The 19,760-nt window shown below is 46.1% G+C and carries 20 protein-coding genes; 16 read left to right on the forward strand and 4 right to left on the reverse strand.

The features are described from left to right. Positions 1 to 25: 25 nt before the first annotated feature. Positions 26 to 823 (forward strand): Cof-type HAD-IIB family hydrolase, encoded by a 798-nt coding sequence (locus HI950_RS00820; protein WP_187768008.1) that lies wholly within the window; start codon positions 26 to 28, stop codon positions 821 to 823. Between the two features lie 527 nt (positions 824 to 1,350). Here the strand turns inward: HI950_RS00820 and HI950_RS35515 are convergent. Further along, entirely contained in the window at positions 1,351 to 1,443 is a 93-nt protein-coding gene (locus HI950_RS35515) for a sporulation protein YjcZ (RefSeq protein ID WP_169082025.1), read from the reverse strand. 266 nt (positions 1,444 to 1,709) lie between these two features. On the opposite strand from HI950_RS35515, the gene HI950_RS00825 reads away from it, so the two are divergent. Then, positions 1,710 to 2,084, forward strand: coding sequence for a winged helix-turn-helix transcriptional regulator (locus HI950_RS00825; protein WP_169082024.1), 375 nt, complete (start codon positions 1,710 to 1,712; stop codon positions 2,082 to 2,084). Positions 2,085 to 2,148: 64 nt separating this feature from the next. Here the strand turns inward: HI950_RS00825 and HI950_RS00830 are convergent, their stop codons facing one another. Next, positions 2,149 to 3,219: an SDR family oxidoreductase gene (locus HI950_RS00830; RefSeq protein ID WP_169082023.1), complete on the reverse strand. Its 1,071-nt coding sequence runs from the start codon at positions 3,217 to 3,219 to the stop codon at positions 2,149 to 2,151. Positions 3,220 to 3,482: 263 nt separating this feature from the next. On the opposite strand from HI950_RS00830, the gene HI950_RS00835 reads away from it, so the two are divergent. Together HI950_RS00835 and HI950_RS00840 are read left to right on the forward strand one after the other, a co-directional pair. Then, positions 3,483 to 5,804, forward strand: a complete 2,322-nt coding sequence (locus tag HI950_RS00835) for an SBBP repeat-containing protein (protein ID WP_169082022.1) — start codon at positions 3,483 to 3,485, stop codon at positions 5,802 to 5,804. 205 nt (positions 5,805 to 6,009) lie between these two features. After that, entirely contained in the window at positions 6,010 to 6,627 is a 618-nt protein-coding gene (locus tag HI950_RS00840) for a GNAT family N-acetyltransferase (protein ID WP_169082021.1), read from the forward strand. Here the strand turns inward: HI950_RS00840 and HI950_RS00845 are convergent. Continuing rightward, positions 6,624 to 7,049, reverse strand: a complete 426-nt coding sequence (locus tag HI950_RS00845; protein ID WP_169082020.1) for a GNAT family N-acetyltransferase — start codon at positions 7,047 to 7,049, stop codon at positions 6,624 to 6,626. The two genes, HI950_RS00840 and HI950_RS00845, sit on opposite strands and share 4 nt — an antisense overlap. Before the next feature lie 159 nt (positions 7,050 to 7,208). On the opposite strand from HI950_RS00845, the gene HI950_RS00850 reads away from it, so the two are divergent. The 9 genes from HI950_RS00850 to HI950_RS00890 all read left to right on the forward strand — a co-directional run bounded on the left by HI950_RS00850 (position 7,209) and on the right by HI950_RS00890 (position 15,351). Further along, positions 7,209 to 7,943, forward strand: coding sequence for a class I SAM-dependent methyltransferase (locus HI950_RS00850; RefSeq protein WP_169082019.1), 735 nt, complete (start codon positions 7,209 to 7,211; stop codon positions 7,941 to 7,943). Positions 7,944 to 7,996: 53 nt separating this feature from the next. Beyond that, positions 7,997 to 8,527, forward strand: a complete 531-nt coding sequence (locus HI950_RS00855; RefSeq protein WP_169082018.1) for a GNAT family N-acetyltransferase — start codon at positions 7,997 to 7,999, stop codon at positions 8,525 to 8,527. A 110-nt stretch (positions 8,528 to 8,637) separates the two neighbouring features. Further along, positions 8,638 to 9,228 carry a TetR/AcrR family transcriptional regulator gene (locus tag HI950_RS00860; protein WP_169082017.1) on the forward strand — a complete coding sequence of 197 codons (591 nt, stop codon included), beginning with the start codon at positions 8,638 to 8,640 and terminating at the stop codon, positions 9,226 to 9,228. Positions 9,229 to 9,289: 61 nt separating this feature from the next. After that, positions 9,290 to 10,666, forward strand: coding sequence for an MFS transporter (locus HI950_RS00865; RefSeq protein ID WP_169082016.1), 1,377 nt, complete (start codon positions 9,290 to 9,292; stop codon positions 10,664 to 10,666). Between the two features lie 166 nt (positions 10,667 to 10,832). Further along, complete coding sequence (locus tag HI950_RS00870) at positions 10,833 to 11,303, forward strand: DinB family protein (protein ID WP_169082254.1); 471 nt, start codon at positions 10,833 to 10,835, stop codon at positions 11,301 to 11,303. A gap of 195 nt (positions 11,304 to 11,498) precedes the next feature. Beyond that, positions 11,499 to 12,107, forward strand: coding sequence for a transglutaminase-like domain-containing protein (locus tag HI950_RS00875; protein ID WP_169082015.1), 609 nt, complete (start codon positions 11,499 to 11,501; stop codon positions 12,105 to 12,107). A gap of 187 nt (positions 12,108 to 12,294) precedes the next feature. Then, positions 12,295 to 13,326, forward strand: a complete 1,032-nt coding sequence (locus tag HI950_RS00880; RefSeq protein WP_169082014.1) for an ROK family transcriptional regulator — start codon at positions 12,295 to 12,297, stop codon at positions 13,324 to 13,326. A gap of 26 nt (positions 13,327 to 13,352) precedes the next feature. Continuing rightward, entirely contained in the window at positions 13,353 to 14,558 is a 1,206-nt protein-coding gene (locus HI950_RS00885) for an MFS transporter (protein ID WP_169082013.1), read from the forward strand. Between the two features lie 76 nt (positions 14,559 to 14,634). Continuing rightward, on the forward strand, positions 14,635 to 15,351 hold the full coding sequence (locus tag HI950_RS00890) for a DUF421 domain-containing protein (RefSeq protein WP_169082012.1): 717 nt from the start codon (positions 14,635 to 14,637) through the stop codon (positions 15,349 to 15,351). 510 nt (positions 15,352 to 15,861) lie between these two features. Here HI950_RS00890 and HI950_RS00895 read toward each other — a convergent pair. After that, positions 15,862 to 17,625 carry a DEAD/DEAH box helicase gene (locus HI950_RS00895; RefSeq protein ID WP_169082011.1) on the reverse strand — a complete coding sequence of 588 codons (1,764 nt, stop codon included), beginning with the start codon at positions 17,623 to 17,625 and terminating at the stop codon, positions 15,862 to 15,864. Between the two features lie 128 nt (positions 17,626 to 17,753). On the opposite strand from HI950_RS00895, the gene HI950_RS00900 reads away from it, so the two are divergent. The 3 genes from HI950_RS00900 (at position 17,754) to HI950_RS00910 (ending at position 19,621) form a co-directional block, all read left to right on the forward strand. Beyond that, positions 17,754 to 17,954: a YwbE family protein gene (locus tag HI950_RS00900; RefSeq protein WP_169082010.1), complete on the forward strand. Its 201-nt coding sequence runs from the start codon at positions 17,754 to 17,756 to the stop codon at positions 17,952 to 17,954. A gap of 12 nt (positions 17,955 to 17,966) precedes the next feature. Beyond that, positions 17,967 to 18,269, forward strand: a complete 303-nt coding sequence (locus HI950_RS00905) for a hypothetical protein (protein ID WP_169082009.1) — start codon at positions 17,967 to 17,969, stop codon at positions 18,267 to 18,269. A gap of 149 nt (positions 18,270 to 18,418) precedes the next feature. Then, positions 18,419 to 19,621 carry a GNAT family N-acetyltransferase gene (locus HI950_RS00910; protein WP_169082008.1) on the forward strand — a complete coding sequence of 401 codons (1,203 nt, stop codon included), beginning with the start codon at positions 18,419 to 18,421 and terminating at the stop codon, positions 19,619 to 19,621. Positions 19,622 to 19,760: the final 139 nt, after the last annotated feature.

Genomic DNA, 19,760 nt, shown 5'->3' on the forward strand with positions numbered 1-19,760 from the left:
GAGAGATTGGAATAGGAGTGGGAGTATGAGCCTGCAATATGATTTAATTGCATTGGATGTAGACGGCACGCTGCTGACGGACGACCATGTGCTGACAGCGTCTATTCGCGAGACTGTACAAGAGGCTGCGACCCGAGGGGCTCAAATCGTGTTATGCACGGGGCGAGGGCCTTCCGGAGCGCTTCCCGTGATGGCGGAGCTAGGACTAGGCGGAACGATCATTACCCATAATGGAGCGGTTACGATTAATTCCGAGGACCGTTCGGTTGTGCACCAATTTGAGATGGCTTCAGACCACCTGCTAAGCTTCGTGAATTATTGCCGTGAGCAAGCGATCCATTTTGATTTGAACACAGCCTTCGAGATGATGGTCGAGAGCATGACGCCAGAAGTAGAAGCGATGTATGGCAAGTTTGAAGCAAAACCTTCCATTCAGGATTTCCGTATGGGCTTACCGAGCGGGCTTGTGAAATTTACGGTATTCGGCAGCAAAGATAAGATGGATGTGGTGCAGGCAGAATGGGCCGGCTGGCCGAAGCACCTCCATTCGATACGCAGCGGAGATTATTTCATAGACGTTCATCACGCGGAGGCGAACAAGGGAAGAGCGCTGCAGCAGCTTGCGGAGATTCGGGGCATTGACCGTAGCCGCATTTTGGCCATAGGCAATTATTATAATGACATTACGATGCTGCAATTTGCAGGAATGGGAATCGCGATGGGGAACTCCCCGGAGGATGTCAAGCTGGCGGCTAACGCGGTCGCTCGCTCAAATGCAGAAGATGGCGTTGCGAGAGCGCTGCGCGAATACGCTTGGAGCTAAGAGAAAAACAACGCTTCGTTGCGCAATATAAAGTAAACGAGCCCTTGGATCGCTTCCAGGGCTTGTTTTGCGTATCGGGAATCAAAGGAGTTGCAGCAGCAGCCACAAACCATCGCGGAGTTTAAAGTAAATAACTGGAAAACATCCCTCTAATTGTTCGGTGTAGAGGTGAATAACCCTTTTAGATGGAAAATCTCCCTTTAAATGTGCACAATCACTCCAAATCAGGTGAAAAACAGAAAATTATCGGGAGAAATTCCTTCTATTCCTGATTTTCGCCAAACTTTTATTGAATCAACAGGAGCTTTTCCGTTTAAACTTTTGAACGTTTTTGGTGTGTGAAGCTGTAATGCTATTATGCCGGAAAAAGAAAACAAGCCTTAGAATCGCTTCTAAGGCTTATTAGCATATGGGAGACCCATACCTATCGGGATCCCCTTAAAAGTTGCGATGTTTAATATGTCATCCCTCATTACCCGAGTCCAATACTCGGTTTTATCACTATGGTTGGATGTCGGATGGGTAATTTAGAAAATGACTGATCGAGAAATGATTACCAGAAGAATGAACAATACCAAAATTACGCCTAACGACGAAAATCCTCCATATACACCGGACATGCTAATTCCCCCTATTTAGAAAATTCCGACCCTGGGCTGCTGGCTCCTAGCTGGATATCCCGTAGTTCGGTGTATGGTATTGTATGTGAAATAAGATCACGCGATTGGACATTTGTCTCGGTTACGCAATATTTAGGCAAATGCCCCAAAGGTTCAGGCAGCGGATTGGGATGCCAGCCCCTCTTGCATTTGCCAGTTAAGGATTTATGCCTTGCGCTCATCGGTTTAAGACGATATCGTAAACTCAGGGAGGCGATGTAAATCTGATGCTGGAACCGGGGAAGACTTACAATACGGCGGTGGAAGTAACGCTTGAAGTGATCGGCGGCAAGTGGAAGCAGGTCATTTTGTTCCATCTGACGTTCGGCAAGAAACGTAACGGTGAATTGATGAGCTTGATGCCTTCGGTTACTCAAAAAGTACTGACTCAGCAACTGCGCGAGCTAGAGGAGGATGGCATCGTTACACGAATTTCATACAACCAGGTGCCGCCAAAAGTCGAGTATGAGCTGACGGAGTACGGCTGGAGCCTGAAAGAGATTCTTCATCTCTTATGCAGATGGGGAGATAGGCATGTTGAGCTTGTTTACGGCGATAAGGTCAAAATTTTGGCAGGTGCACCACGAACGGATGAAAATTGATCAACGGTTAGTTAGAAACCGGCCACTGGATTACAGTGGCCGGTTTTTTGTGTGCAGCTATCGATCATGGGATGACCTTGCGTCGTCTCAAATCATCAAAGATGTTCAGAAACATCGCTTCTGTATCTATGAATTCATGGAAGCCGAAACGGCGTGCCTTCGTGCCGTCAGCAAAAAAATCGTAATCCCAAGAAAACACAAAGTCCCCGAAACGCCAAGAGGACACGTCCTTGTAGCTGTTGCTTACCAATCCATGCTTTTCCACCATAGTCTTCCATAGCTCCTCTTTGTCTGCCATCACCACCTCCAAAGACATTTGCAGCGGAGGCGCTGTCTCAAGACCGAAGTTGAAAGCAATCTTAGGCCAAAGCTCATTCCATCGGAAAAGATCTCCATTCGTGATGTTGAACGCTTGATTAGCGCAGCGCTCATCTGTCGCTGCCCAGACAGTGGCTCTGGACAGCAATCCAGCGTCAGTCATCTCAAGCAGGCTGTTGTAGGCGCCTGGCTTGCCGGGAAAACGGAGCGGCAGCCCCAGCTCCTTCGATATGGAGGCATAAATAGCGATAACCATCGCAAGGTTCATGGGATTGCCCAAAGCAAATCCGCATACGACAGAAGGTCGGAGCGCAGTCCAGGTCCAGTTGCTACCCCGCTGACGCTGTTCGAGGAACTGCTGCTGGTCGACATTAAATTCAGGAGGCATATGATAGGCATCCGTTTCACGGGCTGGTGTCTTGAAGGGGCCTAGATGGGCACCGTACACTTTGTAGCCCTGCATGAGACTGATATGCTGCAGCTTAGGAGCGTTCGGTTCGATCGCATTGACGACATTGACAAGCATCGCTAAATTTGGAGGAACCAGTTCGGCCCAAGTTGGACGATCTTGATAGGCAGCGTAGAAAATATGGGTAACTTGCGATAGAATGCCTAGCTTCTCGCGTGTATCGCCTTCATTTAGCAGATCGACGGCTATATATCGGGCTCGGCCGCTGGAATCCCCACCTCGGCGTGACACGCCGATAATATCCCAATCGGGGAGCTGCTCTAAATATTCGATCAGATTTCCTCCAATAACGCCATTGGCTCCAATGACAAGTGCCGTTTTACGTGGTGCTGCTTCCTTAGTATCCATAAGAACATCTCTCCTAATTTGTAGTAGTCACAACATCATTGTGCATCCTGGAGAGATGAATAAAAAGTACGCACTTTAGAGTGATATAGTTACTTGAAAGTAATATAGGACGTCTTATGCTGGCATAAGCACAGGCAATTCCATTAGGCCAAACATAACCATATATGGGAGAACTGCATGGATCGTGCTTCAAGTTCCAAGCTTTGAAAACGGCCGAATAACTGGGAAAAATACGATACGCACTTTAAACAAGGAGGATACCTTTGCAGACAGAGGAAGAAACGAATCAGAGTGTTTTGGAAGCTTATGGGAAGCTTCCTCTTGTATTTATTCCAAATGTCGGTCAAGAGGATCAACGTATTTCGTATTGCGCGCAAGGAAAAAACTTTCGGTTCGCCTTTACAACAGATCAAGTAAGGATGAGCTTTTTTGAAGTCGGGCCTTTAGCATCAGCTCCTCGGAATACGGGAATCATCCAAGGGAATTTGCCGGAACAAGCAGCGCAAGGAAAAGAATCTCGAATAAAGGGAATCAACTTAATTTGGAGGTTTTTAAATGCTCATTCAGACATGAGCGTGGAAGGCGCTGCACAAGAAACCGGAAAGATCAATTACTTGCGAGGCGGCGATCCGCAAAATCATTATACGAATCTTCCCATTTACCGAGAAGTTGCATATCGGCAGGTATGGCCTGGCATTGATGTTGTGTTTCAAGGAAAACAGGGGATGTTCAAATATGATGTATTATTGCAGCCAGGCGGTCTTGTGGATGATATCCGGATCGGGTTTGAAGGTGCAGACGGCATCCGGGTGGATGATATCGGGAACCTGTTAATCGATACCCCATTCGGAACATTGACGGATGTCAGTCCGGTAGCGTATCAAGAAATAGATGACAAACGATTATCGATTGACTGCCGATTCGTCATTCGATCGGAAGCAGATGGAAGCCAGAACATCGGCTTTGAGATGCTGGAGGAGGTCGATCATCATTATCCTTTGGTGATTGATCCGATACTTCTTTATTCCACTTATTTAGGCGGGAGCGCGTTTGATTCTGGCAACGGCATCGCGGTTGATGCATCCGGTAACGCTTACGTGACAGGGTTCACGCAATCGAGCGATTTCCCAACCACTCCCGGCGCCTTCGACATCTCCTTGACCGGCAGTCAGGACGCTTTTGTTACGAAACTTAACGCAGACGGCACCGCACTCGTCTACTCCACGTATCTGGGGGGAAGCGATACGGACACTGGGGATGCCATCGCGGTAGACGCTTTCGGAAATGCTTATGTAACAGGTTCGACGCAATCCAGCGATTTTCCCACTACTCTTGGTGCTTATGATACTACTTTGGGCGGCGTTGTAGACGCTTTTGTGACAAAATTAAACGCGACCGGAACGGCACTGCTATACTCTACCTACCTTGGGGGAAGCGGGCTTGACCGGGGCGGAGGCATCACGGTGGATGCATCCGGAAATGCATATGTAACAGGCTTCACCCAATCCAATGATTTCCCAACCACTCCCGGTGCCTTTCAAACCATCATGAACGGTACCGGAGATGCTTTTGTGACGAAATTGAACGCGGCCGGTACTGCGCTCGTCTTCTCCACCTTTCTCGGTGGAGGGGGTAGTGATACCGGCAATGCCATCGCAGTTGATGGAGCCGGCAATGTGTATGTGGCCGGTGATACCGGCTCCGCCGATTTCCCCACCACCTTAGGCGCCTATGATACGACCTTCAATGGCATTTCCGATGTTTTTATAACTAAAATGAATGCTGCCGGTACTGCGCTCATTTATTCCACTTACATTGGGGGAAGTATCGCTGATCAATCAAGCGGCATCGCAATCGATGCTTCTGGCAACGCTTATGTAACAGGCTTCACGCAATCCAGTGATTACCCTACCACTCCTGGGGCTTTTGATACCGTCTTCAATGCTTCAGGAAGCTTTGATGGTTTTGTAACGAAGTTAAATCCGACTGGAACGGCACTTGTCTACTCTACCTTCCTCGGAGGCGAAAATGATGATTTTGGTGTCGGCATCGCGGTAGATGCATTCGGCAATGCATTCGTTACGGGCCGAACGGACTCTACCGATTTTCCCACCACTCCCGGCGCATTCGATACCTCCTTAAACGGCATTCAGGATGCTTTTATAACCCGTTTTAGCTTGACTGGCTCCAACGTGCTTTTTTCCTCTTACTTAGGAGGAGGGGGCATTGATGTCGCGCTCGGAATTGCGCTAGACCCTTTCGCCAATGCGTATGTGACAGGTCAAACCACTTCTAGTGACTTTCCTACTACCCCCGGAGCGTTTGATACGTCTATAGGTGGCGTGTTTCAGGATGCGTTTGTTGCAAAAATAGGAGAAGTTGTCATACTGGGCCCGCCGGGTCCACAAGGCCCTGCGGGGCCGGCAGCGCCTCGCATCCGGAAAAAGAGGAAAAAACGTATCAAAAAGAAACGCTGTATCCGAAATAAGCGTAAGCAATGTCTTCGGAAAAAGAAGAAAATCTGTGTGAAGAAAAAACGAAACAGTAGGAAGAAGCTTAGTGTTATCAATTTAATTAATTTGTAGTTCAAGTTCATTACTTGTTGCTTTAAGGAGCTGTATTAACACTCACTTGCTTGCATAGCAAAAAAAAGTCCCTTTTGGGGCTTTTTTTTTAATTATTAAAGATAAGTAGAATACAATTTTAACTATGTTATCCCAAATGACATTCATTGGTTGTGATACTATTGTTTTATTCAAATGGCAATTGATTTTAGAAAGGAGAAGGAATATGAATGCACGCTCGTCTTCTGAACTAAACAACACGTTCACAATGGAGTGTGAAGATATTTTTTTGAGGGAATATAGAATCGAGGATTTGGATGAACTTTACGCGCTTACTCAGCAATCGGAAATTTATCAATTTTTGCCGGGTTGGAATGTGCCGAAGGAGCAAAGGCTAGATTGGTTAATAAACTACGAAACGATTGAAAACAAACAGTTTTTACAAGCTGTAGCGGAGGGCGGAAATATTGGACAACTCCGTTTGCGATTAGGCATTATTTCGAAGATGACAGGCGAGTTTATCGGTTGGTGCTGCACGGGAATAAAAGAAGAATTGCCGCCTCCGAATAGAGAGATCATGTTTGCCATATCCAAGAATCATAGAAATAAGGGGTATACGACCCAAGCGGCACAAGGCATAATTAAGTATTTGTTTGAGAAAACAAATGTAGAGGAGCTTATCGCGATAGCTTTGATCCGCAACACGCCCTCGAACAAAGTCATCCAAAAATGCGGGTTTGAATTTATAGATATGATTGAGATTGAAGAGGAGAAATATAATTATTACAAGCTTTATAAAAATATGCCTATTACTAAGCAGCTAGGGGAAGACGCTTGTAGTTAAAGCGTCTTCTGAAAATGATACCCTGTAATATCCATTGTTCGATTGAGATAAAATCGGTGAGCGACATGTCGCTGAACGCCTGAATCCAAGTGCAGCTGCTCGCAATTATTGTTTTTTGCCTCTAGCTCCAACCAATCAATTAACAGCTTAGCATAACCATTTGAACGGCTGTTATTGTCGGTTATTAGGTCGTCAACATATAAGTATTTGCCCCATGCCAGCGATTCGGTTATTTTATAACCCGCAGCGGATTTTATTTGGCCTTCTTCAACAATAGCAACCAGATTGTAGCCGTAAAGGTCTTGAAGGTTTTTAATTTTTGCAGCATATTCATCTTCTTGAAGATGTGGGCGTAATTGTTTGATCAAGGAAAAGGTTTCCGCGATGTCTGAATCGGACGTCATCTTTTTTATAAATGCCATTGAAATTCCCCCTAGACTGATTTAATAATGTTTCAATTATATATTAAAAGCAGGCTGAGATCTCACATTAGAATTTTTTTATGGTTTAATGGTAACGTATAGGCATTACATCCATCAGGTTGGAATCAACCCGAATAAGTTAGGAGAGCTGCTGATATTATGAGACAGAACAAATATGATGATGCTGGATTTTTTGAAAATTACAGCCAGATGCCCCGTTCGATTGGCGGATTGAGCGCTGCTGGTGAATGGAATGCCCTGCGTGCGATGCTTCCTGAACTTCAAGGCAAAAAAGTGCTTGATCTTGGCTGCGGATTTGGCTGGCATTGCAGATATGCCCGTGAACAGCAGGCTCATTCTGTAGTAGGGGTAGACCTCTCGGAAAATATGCTTGAGCGCGCCAGAGAATTGACCGATGATCCACAAATCAGCTATCGCCGTTTCGCAATCGAAGATATCGATTTTAACGCAGATGAATTCGACGTAGTCATAAGCTCGCTTGCGCTTCATTATGTCGAAGACTTCGCACTCATCTGTCGGAAAATCCATCACTGCCTTGTTCGCGGCGGCACTTTGGTACTCTCCGTTGAGCACCCGGTATTCACTGCGCTCGCCGCACAAGATTGGCATTACGGCCCGCAAGGCGAGAGATTGCATTGGCCCGTCGATGACTACCACTTTGAAGGCTTGCGGCAAGCAAGGTTTTTGGAAAATGACGTCGTCAAATACCATCGTACCGTCGCTACCCATCTGAATGCGCTGATTGAATCGGGCTTCATGATTACGAAACTGTCCGAGCCAAAACCGTCGGAAGAAATGGCTGGCAACAATCCCGATATGCAAGACGAATTCCGTCGTCCCATATTCCTTATGATTGCGGCGGTTAAAAACTAGCAAGAGCAGTCCGTTCAACTTGCAAAATATGTGATTGGTTAGGAGCAAATCGAATGCTTGATATACAAGTGTTACAAACCGATGAGGTTTTGCCCCATATGCTTGATTCCTTTGACCGTTCTCAGAAGACAACAAAGGTGTTAGTCAACGAAGAGGGAAGATTGAAAGAAAAAGAGGATGCGTTTGAGGACAATTGGACGTTGGAGAGGAAAAGAGAGATTGTCCAGCATTTTAAACGTAACATAGCCGATGGCGGCGCTGTCATTGTTGCAAAACAAGGAGCAGAATTAATTGGATTTGCTATTATCGAAGCGGAACTATTTGGAGATGAGTCTATATATCGAGAGTTATCCTATATCCATGTTACTCGCTCAGCCCGCGGACAGAAGGTAGGCGAGCAGCTTTTTGCGAAGGCAAAACAAGTGGCTAAGGGATTAGGAGCGGATAAACTGTATATCGGTGCGCATCCAGCAGCTGAAACCCAGCATTTTTACCGCAAAATGGGATGTGTTCTAGCTGATGAGATTAATGAGAAGATATATAAACGGGAAATTCGTGATATTCAGTTAGAGGTCATGTTGTAATCCGGCATGCACCTCCCCCCCCAAAAAATATTTCCTGTTATTGACAATACGCACTGACTTGCATACAATATGAATGTAAGTAAGTACTTGCATTAAAGAAGGGTCGATATATGAGCAATAGTCAGAGTACGAGCGACAAGCTTCTTTTAGCGGCAATCGATCTCATGGCGGAAAAGGGCTATGATGGGACGACGACCAAAGAGATTGCTGTTGCGGCTGGAGTGAATGAAGTCACGTTATTTCGCCATTTCGGAACAAAACAGAAGCTGCTTGAATCAGCTTTCCACCGCTATCATTATGCCGAAGAAATGACAAAGCTGTTTAGTGACGGACTGGCAGGAGAACTGCATTCCGACTTGCTCTTAATCAGCCGAACGTATCAAAAGATAATGAGGCGGAACAGAAAGCTGTTTTTAATTTCTCATAGAGGCAGCAGCACACTCCCTCCGGAGGTTTATCAAGAAGCTGGGAGGCATCCTCAGCACCTAAAAAAACTTTTAACGAATTATTTGGCTGCTATGTCAGAGCAAGACAAGGCAATGACGCCGAAGCCAGAGATGGAAGCTATGTCTTTCATGTGGATGAATTACGGCGCGTTTATCAGTACGTACTTAAGCGCCAAAGAGCCAGTACCAGAAGATGCGTTAGACGAGTTTATTGAGGAAAGCGTACGGTTATTCGCTAGGGCTTTAACCCCCTAGCTTTTTTTATAGCATGAATGCAAGTATGTACTTGCACACATTTGATAAGGAGTGATTGTCTATGTTTTCTGATTCACGTCAGCCAAAAGGTCTGATCTTAATGCGCTTAATGATGTTCACCGTAATGATGTCTTCGATGAGCGCGCTTATGTTTAACGTGGTGCTTCCGCAAATCAGCAAGGAGTTTCATCTTACCCTTGCGGAGGTGAGCTGGCTATCTTCTGCCTATACGCTTATCTATGCGTTTGGGACGGTGACTTATGGGAAACTAGCTGACCGATTCCAACTGAAGAGCATACTGACGTTTGGTCTGACGTTGTTTGCCGTTGGTTCGCTAATCGGACTCGTTTCCCAAACATTCTGGTTTGCGCTGCTCGGAAGGTGTATACAATCAGCTGGTGCTGCGGCAGTTCCTGCCGTTGCACTCATTATCCCAGTAAGGTACTTTTCCCCTGAGAAGAGAGGCTCCGCCTTAAGCATGACTGCTATCGGGATAGCGCTCGGAAGCGCCCTTGCGCCTGTCGTTTCCGCGCTTGTCGTCAGCTTTGCGAGCTGGCGCTTTCTATTTTTGCCTTCGCTGTTGATCCTGCTGTTGCTTCCATTGTATCGAAAATATTTGGAGCATGAGCAAAAAGAAGCTCCGCGAAAATTTGACTGGCTTGGTGGCAGCTTGCTCGCTGTATCCGTTACGCTGATTCTACTAGGGGCTACGAATCGAGCCTGGTTGTATGTGGTTTTCGGATTAGCGGCATTGACGCTCTTCATCGTAACAATCCGAAATACAACAGATGCTTTTATTCATCCCCAATTGTTTCAAAATAAAAGGTATTCCATCGGACTAGCGCTTTCATTTCTCATCAGCGGCATTGGCATATCTTTATATTTTTTAACTCCAATTCTGTTTTCGGAAGTGCATCAGCTAAGCTCCAATTGGATCGGATTCGCCATGGTCCCAGCAGCGGCAGCCTCCGCCATTCTAGGTAGGAAAGGCGGGAAGCTAGCGGATTTGAAGGGGAATTCCTATTTATTCTCGGCAGCATCCGGTTTATTAATAACTTGTTTTGCCTTATTGTCTATCTTTACAGGAATTTTGCCGCTTTGGATTTCATTCTTTTTGATTTTCGGAAACGTGGGCCAATCTTTCTTGCAGATCGCAATGTCCAATTCCATTTCAAGATCATTGCCCAAAGATCAGATTGGAGTGGGCATGGGGCTTTTCTCGATGATCAGCTTTATTGCGCAAGGAATAGCTGCCGGCGTGTACGGTATTATAGCGGAACAAGGTTCATCCGTTCATTGGAATCCGTTAAATGTCGGAACAAGCGGTCACTTGTTCAGCAATATTTATTTCGTTCTCGCCATACTCCATGTTGGAATTCTGTTGCTCTACCGCACACAGTTCCTTACCGTTAAGCCAAGCATTTCAATAGAACGATAAGCCCAAACGATTAAATTAGTCCTTTTTTTGCATCAACAAATTGTTGTGAAAATGGTAAAGGTTAACGTTTACGCGAGAACATATGTACGCTATATTTGTTTATACTTGAATTACATGAATATACTCAAAGGTTCGATTAATTGAAAAATGTAAAGGAGTGTTCATCATTAACGGAATAGACCTGCTTATCTTAAACCTGGAAGAGGTAAGACGCAGAAGTATTAAAGTATGGAGCGGTATTCCTGAAAATATGCTGGATTGGAAGCCGGATGCACAAGCCTTAAGCATAAAAGAAATGATCCGGCACGTACTGGAAAGCGAGCACTATTACTATCTTGCCATACTTAACCGCGGAAGCTTGCTTTCATACGATTCTCCTTTTGAAAATAGGGTGTTTTCTTCTTTAGAAGATGAACTGAATTTTGCGAAAATGTATAGGGAACTATTTTTAAATACCGTAAAGTCGTTCACCCAAGAGGACTTGTCAAATGTTAAAATTGATCGAAGCGATGTAGGCTATGTTCGGAATTTAGGCGATATGTTAATGAGGATTGCTTATCACGAATCCGTACACACGGGGCAACTGCTGGATTATTTGCGAACGGCAGGCATCGATCGCCCCAAGGTTTGGGACTAGAAATGGTATTAAGAATAGGGGAATATTAAATTAATCATTGAGCAAGCGCCGCGGTGCTTGCTTTTTCCTTTTTCAGGGGGAAAGCAGGTATTGTATAAAAATTCGTTTTAATGCATAATGATACCGTTGCGAACATTTTGCAGTTAAATAAAAGGATGAAATTGCGCTGCGATCAAGGTTAGAGGGGGATTTAGGATGAACTTGAAATGTGAATCGGACTTTTTAGATGATTATTTGGCAGAAACCGAAGATATCGATTTTAGCCGCCCTTCCATGAAGGAAAAATCTTCGGAACTATTTATTGCATCCCATAACGAAAATGATTTTGTGAAGAAGGCTTATGAATTTGTGCGTGACGAAATCGATCATTCATGGGATATAAGAAGCTCGCGAATAACTCATAAAGCCTCGGATGTGCTTCTTTATAAAGAAGGCATTTGCTATGCGAAGTCTATTTTATTAGCTGCTCTGTTAAGGAGCAAAGGGATTCCGACAGGTTTTTGTTATCAAAAGCTTACGTTAGGAGATACACCAGATACAGGGTACTGCATCCATGCCCTAAATGCCGTCTATATTAATAGCATAGGAAAATGGATACGCTTAGATGCTCGTGGTAATAAAGCTGGTGTAGATGCGGAGTTTTCATTAAGCGAAGAAAAATTGGCTTTTGCAGTACGGCCGGAATTCAATGAATTGGACTATTCGGAAATATACATATCGCCTCATGCTAAAACGATTGAAGCACTAAAACAAAATACGGATTGTATGCAGATGTGCCTTTACGGTTTGCCGACTAGCTTATAACATGAGATGCAATTAAGCTGAATAGGGTCAGACTATATAGCAAACTGCTGCACGCTCTCAACACAAACCGTGGACATCAATAGCTGTCCGGCGGTTTTTTTCTTTCCATTACGTTAACTTTTTGGTATCATCGTAATAACTTATTAAATGCGTTTAATAAGTATCGCATAATGAGGTGGTGATGAGGGTGAATGAGTTGCTTGCAACTCCAAAAGAGATGAAGAAGGTTATTCTTCGCGGCATTCGTGCTGCCCTGCTTGCGCTTGGGAGTGCAACGAAAGCTGAACTGAGTCACACGCTGGGTATCAGCTTCCCTACCATTAGCAAATTCCTGTCGCAAATGGAAAAGGACGGGGAGCTCATTTTAGTTGGTCTAGATGATTCCAGCGGGGGGAGAAGAGCGCAAAGGTATGCTTACAACCCGGAATATATGCTGGGCTTGGCTATTTTTTTAGAAAAGACAGAAACGAACTATACGATTTTTAATTGTTTAGGAGAAGTGAAAGAACAAAGTTGTACATCAAGTGTCCTAATGAATGATGTTCAAAGCTTAACGAAGCACATAGAAGATATCATCGTAAAATATCCAAGGATCAGCTCCTTGGCAATCGGTGTGCCGGGTTCGGTCAATAATGGTCGAATCATTTATATACCAGACTACGAGCAGTTCCATCATTTCGATTTGAAAGGATACTTCGAGGATCGTTTATCTATCCCTGTCGTCGTAGAGAACGACATGAATGCCGCTGTCCTTGGCTTCAACGACAATAAGCAAAACAAAGAACATTCTTCGATGATTTACTTATATTTGGGTCAAAATGGTCCAGGTGCCGGCATTATGATTAATGGAGATGTAGTGCGCGGAAGCACGTTTTTCTCTGGGGAGGTTTCATTCGTCCCTCAGTATGATAATAGCAATTTTTTGCAAGCCTTAAACGGCGGCAGCGGATCAAAATCCGCGAATTTTCGTGAGGAAGAAAGGATCGATGCGATTAGTCGGCTGGTAGCATCGTTTACAGCAATCATAAACCCCCATACTATTATTTTTTGTAACGATGAATTGAACCAGTCTGTAATTAACCAAATTGCTCTTAGGAGTGCTTCCTATATCCCGGAAGAGCATCTTCCGGCGCTTACAGCAAGCAATTGGAAAAATGATTATTTGTATGGATTGCAAAAGCTGGGACTTGAACTTATGATTTCTGGCAAAAAAATATAATAGGAGTCAGGAGACTGGGTAACAAAATGGCTACATTCTTTTTATTTATCATCTATTTGGCGTTCATCAGCTTGGGATTGCCTGATTCGCTGCTTGGAACCGCATGGCCTGTTATGCAATTGGACTTTGACGTGGCGCTAGAGACCGCTGGTTTGCTATTTATGATAATCGCTGCCGGCACAATCGTGTCCAGCTTGGCAAGCGGAGCCGTCATTAATCGTTTTGGAACGGGCAAAGTTACACTCGTCAGCTGCATCATGACAGCCGGTGCTCTGCTTGGATTCGCCGTTTCTCCATCGCTTGTATGGTTAATGATTTGTGCCATACCGCTTGGCTTAGGCGGAGGGGCGGTAGATGCTGGTTTAAACAATTACGTTGCTGCCCATTACAAAGCGCATCACATGAGCTGGCTGCATTGTTTCTGGGGAGTCGGAGCGACACTTGGACCCATTGTTATGGCGCAGTTTATTTCGGGGCAAAACGAATGGAAAGACGGGTACCTGACGGTTGCTGTTATTCAGTTTGCCTTAGTTGTCATTCTTTTCTTCACGCTGCCTTTATGGAAACGGGTCGCAAAAGGCAGCAGCGCAGCCTCAAGTGAAGGGCCGGAAGCAATAGAAGAAGAAACAAATGAACAATCTTCCGAAAAGATAAAGCCTTTGCAGATTAAAGGAGTAAAGCTCGCTTTGGTCTCCTTCTTGTTTTATTGCGGCGTCGAGTCAACAATGGGCCTGTGGGGAAGCAGCTTTCTTGTCAATGTGAAGAATTTGCCTGCTGCGACAGCCGCACAATGGGTATCCCTATTTTACGCTGGCATCACGATCGGCAGGTTGATTACCGGTTTTATTACATTCAAAATAAACAACCGTATCCTCATTCGCGGAGGGCAAATCACGGCTTTAGTTGGCGCGGCGCTTATGTTCTTGCCGCTGCCGCCTGCTTTCTCGCTTGCAGGCTTTATGATTGTTGGATTAGGCTTGGCGCCCATTTATCCGTGCATGCTGCATGAAACGCCTGTCCGCTTCGGGAAAACGCACTCCCAGACCATTATGGGCTATCAAATGGCTGTGGCCTATACGGGCAGTACGTTTATGCCTCCGGTTCTCGGTTTTCTTGCTTCATATACAACAATCGGAATTTTCCCGTCGTTTATCGTAGTCTCTGCTATTGTTATGCTATTATTTTCAGAAAGATTGAATGTCTACTTGAAAAGGACGAAGAGTTGGGCATGATCCATGGTCCATATAACGTTATAAATCTATGATCGGGGGGTAAAGAATAATAAACGGTAAGAAGAGGTGACTGCATATGGAGGTATACTTGCCAATCATTATAAAGCTGATTACAGCTTTTGCTGGACTATGGTGTGTGACACGCCTGCTTGGCAAAAGGGAAATCTCCCAGCTTTCTCCTTTTGATTTCATCACATCTATGATTATGGGTGAAATTGTCGGCAATACGATATACGATGGGCAAGTTTCGGCGTGGATGCTTATTTTCGCGCTGGCGCTTTGGGCAGGGCTCTCTTATTTATTTGAGAAAATGATGGAATTCGGCAAACCGCTGCGCAGACAGCTTGAAGGCAAACCTGAGCTTCTGATTGTAAATGGCGAAATTGATATGGAAGCGCTGCGTCGCAATAACATGGCCTTCGACGAGCTTCGCATGATGCTTCGGCAGCGAGATGTCTTCTCTCTGAGCGATGTGGCGTACGCCGTCTACGAGACGAATGGCGCTCTTAGTATTTTGAAAAAATCGGTATATGAAGCTGTACAGCGCACAGATCTAAATCTTCAAACCTCCCCAGCATATTTGCCCCACATCATTATTGAGGATGGAGTTCCGCAATCGAAGGGGCTAGCCGCCATTAACCGCGATGAGAAGTGGCTGCTGCTGGAATTGGAAAAACGCGGTTACCCGGAAATCCAGTCTGTCGCGCTCGCTGAATGGACGATTGAAGAGGGACTAAAGGCGATTCCACGATTCGATAGAAATGGCGAAACGATAAAACCTCTCCAAATTTAGAAAAAATAGAATATGTAACATTATTCTGAGTCATTTCGTTTATTAGAGAAGCGACTATAAGATAGAGGAGTGTTACTATTCGTAAAAACATGGCCATAGCTTTGCCGATTCATTTTGCGGCATGGCTAATCATACTTTGTTCATTGAAATACGAGCTTAGTTGGTTTTTATTACCGAGTGTAAATAACAATCCGGCGTTTATCACAGTTTCAACGTGGTTAGTGCAGTCTCTGATTGTTACTTATTTAATTGGTTTTTCGCTATATAAATTAACGATTAGCTCTAAAATCTCCAGAATGGATTGGAAGCTTGTTTCTTCTCATATTATTATTTCGTTTATACATATTTTATCCGTCAGTGCACTGATATTTATTATGGTAGGCTTTGAAGATTTATAGTGGGGCTTCATTTATAGAGTTGGGTGAATCTTATCCATTTATTAGATGCTTTACACAAAATAAAGAGCAGTCTCCAGAGGTATTCGCTCCTCAGAGACTGCTCTTATTTCACTTAGCGATTGCGTCCGCCGCCGCGTGGTTTATTGGTCGAGCTGCCGCCGCGACCGCCAGCTGGTGAACTGCTGCGCCCACCTGCAGGTGAGCTGCTGCGACCGCCTGAGGAAGAATTGCCACGCTGACCGCCGCGTCCACCGGTTGCTTTGCCGCGTACAGCTCCGCGCTCGTTGCTTGCTTTGGCATCCTTGCGCCCTGCTTCCCACGGACTCTCTACCGCGGAAGCGGCGCGGCCTGCAACATGCTCTGCACCGCGGGGGCTTCCAAAGCCCCCGCCGCGGCTTGCGCCGCCGCGAGCTGCATTGTCGCGATTACCTGTGCGCTCGCCGCCGCGAGGTGCGCTGCCGCTTTCGAACCGCTCACCGCGACGAGCTGCCCAACCGGATGTTTCACCAGCCGTTTCGACAGCTTCGCCGCGAACTTCTGCCGTTCTTCCGGTACGTTTGCCGGCTGCGGGACGTACGGTCTCGCGCTGGCCTCTGCGTCCGCCTGGCTTAGCGCCCCGATCCTGCTGTCCGGAGCGTCCGCCGCGGCGTCCGCCTTCCGCAGGCTTACCGCTGCCGCCGCGAGCGCCGCCTTTGCCAGCAGAACTGCGACCCTTCTCAGGACGATCGCCTGACTGTGCACGTACGGTTGTTTCTACGCCTTCGCTGTCAATTGCACGGCGAGGCAGCTTAGCGTTAATGCTTTGCTCTATGAGCAGCAAATGGTTCTTGTCATATGGCGTTGCCAGCGTAATCGCAGCGCCTTCTTGTCCTGCACGGCCGGTTCTGCCGATACGGTGAATATAAAGCTCGCCGTCCTGCGGTACGTCGTAGTTGTACACATGCGTTACACCTTCAACATCAAGGCCGCGTGCAGCAACGTCAGTCGCTACGAGCACTTGAAGACGCGCATCTCTAAAGCGTTTCATAACCTGCTCGCGCTTCGCTTGCGTCAGATCGCCGTGCAGCTCATCGGATTCAATGCCGATTTCCTGCAGCTCCTTATTCAGCTTCTTCGCGCGAACCTTCGTCCGGCAAAAAATAACGGCCAAATACGGCTGATGCTGCTCAAGCAAATGTACAAGCGTTTGCTGCTTGCTGCGATCTGTCGTTTCGTACACAATTTGGGTAATGCTATCCAGCGTTACGTTGGTGCTGCGAACGCGAATATCGACTGGCGTTTTCATGTAATCCGCTGCCAATTTGCGAATGGCATCAGGCATCGTAGCGGAGAAGAGCATCGTTTGACGAGCCTTCGGCGTTTGCGAGATAATGCTTTCAACATCTGGCAGGAAACCCATGTGAAGCATTTGATCGGCTTCATCGAGGACTAGCATTTGCAGCTTGCCTAGGCTAACCGTTTCGCGCTTCATATGGTCGATCAGGCGGCCAGGCGTCGCAACGACGATATGAGGCGAGCGCTGCAGCTTGCGGATTTGAGCATCGACGTCTTGGCCGCCGTAAGCGGCAAGAACGCTAACGCCTACAGCAGGCACAAGCTTCTTGAGCTCGCTCGTTATTTGAATGGCAAGCTCCCTTGTCGGTGTTAGAATAAGCGCCTGCACTTGTTCTTTCTCTATATTAATTCGTTGCAAAATAGGCAAAGCAAACGCAATTGTTTTGCCTGTGCCCGTTTGTGCTTGCGCAATGACATCCTGTCCATTAAGAAGGAGAGGAATAGCTTGCTTTTGAACCGGAGTCGGCTCGGTTATTCCATCTTGATGAAGCAATTCGCTTAGCTTGGGGATGATACCCAAAGCGTTAAAGGCGTTTGACATTAATACATTTCCTCTTTTCGTAAACATCGTTTGATGTTAAGTATAACAGCTGTCCTTATAATGTGCATCTTTACTTTGCATATGCTATGCTATAAACCAACATTATAAGCACAGAGGCAGGTTAAAAGATGAATGGAACAGAGCGCTCCGCCATTAGATCGGGGCTTGAGGTCGATATTGTATTGAAGCAGGATCAGCGCACAGGCAAACTGACACGAGGTGTCGTAAAGGATATTTTGACCAATTCTCCAAAGCATCCGCATGGCATTAAAGTGAGGCTGGCCGACGGCCAAGTCGGACGCGTGAAAAATATTATTGCGCAGCCATAAAGGAGGGGGACCATGGCATTCGGCATCAAGAGGCAAGAGATGAATCAATGGAAAGCGGCAGTAGCGCGCGGAGAGATCGCATTTCTTACGCATTACTGGCTAGATCCGAGGTTTCCAGATATGCGGACAGTAACGAAGGTCGGCTGCGCCAATATGGAGAAGCTGTCCCGTTGGTGTCTCGATCATGGTCTCAATCCTCGGTATATTCACGCGCGGTCGGAGTACCCGCATTTCGATCTGCTTGGGCCGAAGCAGCGCGAAGTATTAAAGCAGGCGAACCAAATTGAGCAGCTTGAGAGATTCGGCATGCTATGAGAATAGGTAACGCAAATGGCTGCTCATGGAGTGGCTATTTTTTTTGGCATGACAACAAAAAATGTTCTCACACGTAAACGTTGCTTCCAGTAAGATAAGAATATCGCATGGAAATGTTTACATATTTTACGGGAAGAGGGAGCTTGAAGATGAATAATGAAAAAGAACGGCTGCTGCAGGCTTTTAGCGAATGGATAACGTTTGTAACGGATTTGGCTAAATTTAGTGAGCGGATTTGGAATCAAAGCGTAGCAGCTGGAAAATGGTCCGTTCGCGAGGTCGTGGCGCATATTTGGCGATGGGATGATTATTTCTATGAAGAAGCGATTGCCAAGGCAGCCGAAGGCATGCCGCTTACAGTAAAACATCTCGACTATGATCAGTTCAACGAAAATGCGAAGGCTTACGGAAAGACGACATCGATCGCAGAGCTAACCCATCAAGCGGTGCAGAGTCGTAAGCGTATAATAGATACGATTGGTAAGCTGTCGAATGAGCAATATGATGCATCCTATATAGATGCGGATGGGCATCCTTTCCAGATGTCGCAGTATATGAACGATTTTATTTGGCATGATCAGCATCATATTCAGCCCATTAAAAGGCTGCTGCACTTTCGTATCGAGGAAATGAGCTTGAACGGATGGCCTGCCTTGCAAACGGTCGTATATGACGGATGGCTGCTTCGATTTGCGGACGGCTATACGAAGCGGTCAAACTCCATTAATCCGATCTACAGCCATACGTTGGAGCTGGATGCCAAAATACGCGCCTGCGAGAAGCGGTATGAGAAAGAGGGCATTCGTACAACATTCAAAATTACGCCCTTCAGCCAGCCAGCCTCACTGGATGAAGAACTGTCTTCGCGCGGCTACGCGCTTATCGATCATACGGTTGTTAAGACGGTTCACTTATCCGATGTGCTGTCTCCCTCTCATGCAGATGTCTGGCTCGAAAGCAAGCCGACAGAAGCATGGCTGGATGCAATAACGGTGTTCAGCGGATTAACGGACAAGCAAAGGGCGATTACTCGGAAAATGCTTGATCAATCGCCGCTTGACCAATGCTTTGCTCTTTTGCATGACAACGGAATTCCGGTCGCTTGCGGGTTCGCTGTTATGGAAGACGGCTATGTTGGACTTTATGATATCGTCACAGACCCTGGCAATCGGAGCAGAGGGTATGGGGAGCAGCTTATTTTGCATTTGCTGCAATGGGGCAAAGGACGGGGATCGAAGGAAGGTTATTTGCTCGTGGTGAAAAACAATGCGCCCGCCAATCGGCTTTACGATAAAATTGGTTTTGTGCCGCAGTATGAATATTGGTACCGCGTGAGTCAGAAACAACAATAAGGCAGGTATGGGACTTATATAAAGTTTGACTCATGGAAAACTTATCAACATAGAAGAACAGCATGCTTGCAAAATGCGGCTTCTGTTTGTTTTCGCCATTAATAGATGATGGAGAAACATATCCCTCATGCGCTTCGTC

It is taken from the genome of Paenibacillus sp. PL91 (assembly GCF_012935325.2).
Lineage (GTDB): Bacteria > Bacillota > Bacilli > Paenibacillales > Paenibacillaceae > Pristimantibacillus.

Bases quoted from the DNA above. Each gene is read 5' to 3' on its own strand.
- HI950_RS00820 (WP_187768008.1), top strand. From the start codon at position 26: ATGAGCCTGCAATATGATTTAATTGCATTGGATGTAGACGGCACGCTG.
- HI950_RS35515 (WP_169082025.1), bottom strand. From the start codon at position 1,443: ATGTCCGGTGTATATGGAGGATTTTCGTCGTTAGGCGTAATTTTGGTA.
- HI950_RS00825 (WP_169082024.1), top strand. From the start codon at position 1,710: ATGCTGGAACCGGGGAAGACTTACAATACGGCGGTGGAAGTAACGCTT.
- HI950_RS00830 (WP_169082023.1), bottom strand. From the start codon at position 3,219: ATGGATACTAAGGAAGCAGCACCACGTAAAACGGCACTTGTCATTGGA.
- HI950_RS00840 (WP_169082021.1), top strand. From the start codon at position 6,010: ATGAATGCACGCTCGTCTTCTGAACTAAACAACACGTTCACAATGGAG.
- HI950_RS00845 (WP_169082020.1), bottom strand. From the start codon at position 7,049: ATGGCATTTATAAAAAAGATGACGTCCGATTCAGACATCGCGGAAACC.
- HI950_RS00850 (WP_169082019.1), top strand. From the start codon at position 7,209: ATGAGACAGAACAAATATGATGATGCTGGATTTTTTGAAAATTACAGC.
- HI950_RS00855 (WP_169082018.1), top strand. From the start codon at position 7,997: ATGCTTGATATACAAGTGTTACAAACCGATGAGGTTTTGCCCCATATG.
- HI950_RS00860 (WP_169082017.1), top strand. From the start codon at position 8,638: ATGAGCAATAGTCAGAGTACGAGCGACAAGCTTCTTTTAGCGGCAATC.
- HI950_RS00865 (WP_169082016.1), top strand. From the start codon at position 9,290: ATGTTTTCTGATTCACGTCAGCCAAAAGGTCTGATCTTAATGCGCTTA.
- HI950_RS00875 (WP_169082015.1), top strand. From the start codon at position 11,499: ATGAACTTGAAATGTGAATCGGACTTTTTAGATGATTATTTGGCAGAA.
- HI950_RS00885 (WP_169082013.1), top strand. From the start codon at position 13,353: ATGGCTACATTCTTTTTATTTATCATCTATTTGGCGTTCATCAGCTTG.
- HI950_RS00890 (WP_169082012.1), top strand. From the start codon at position 14,635: ATGGAGGTATACTTGCCAATCATTATAAAGCTGATTACAGCTTTTGCT.
- HI950_RS00895 (WP_169082011.1), bottom strand. From the start codon at position 17,625: ATGTCAAACGCCTTTAACGCTTTGGGTATCATCCCCAAGCTAAGCGAA.
- HI950_RS00900 (WP_169082010.1), top strand. From the start codon at position 17,754: ATGAATGGAACAGAGCGCTCCGCCATTAGATCGGGGCTTGAGGTCGAT.
- HI950_RS00905 (WP_169082009.1), top strand. From the start codon at position 17,967: ATGGCATTCGGCATCAAGAGGCAAGAGATGAATCAATGGAAAGCGGCA.
- HI950_RS00910 (WP_169082008.1), top strand. From the start codon at position 18,419: ATGAATAATGAAAAAGAACGGCTGCTGCAGGCTTTTAGCGAATGGATA.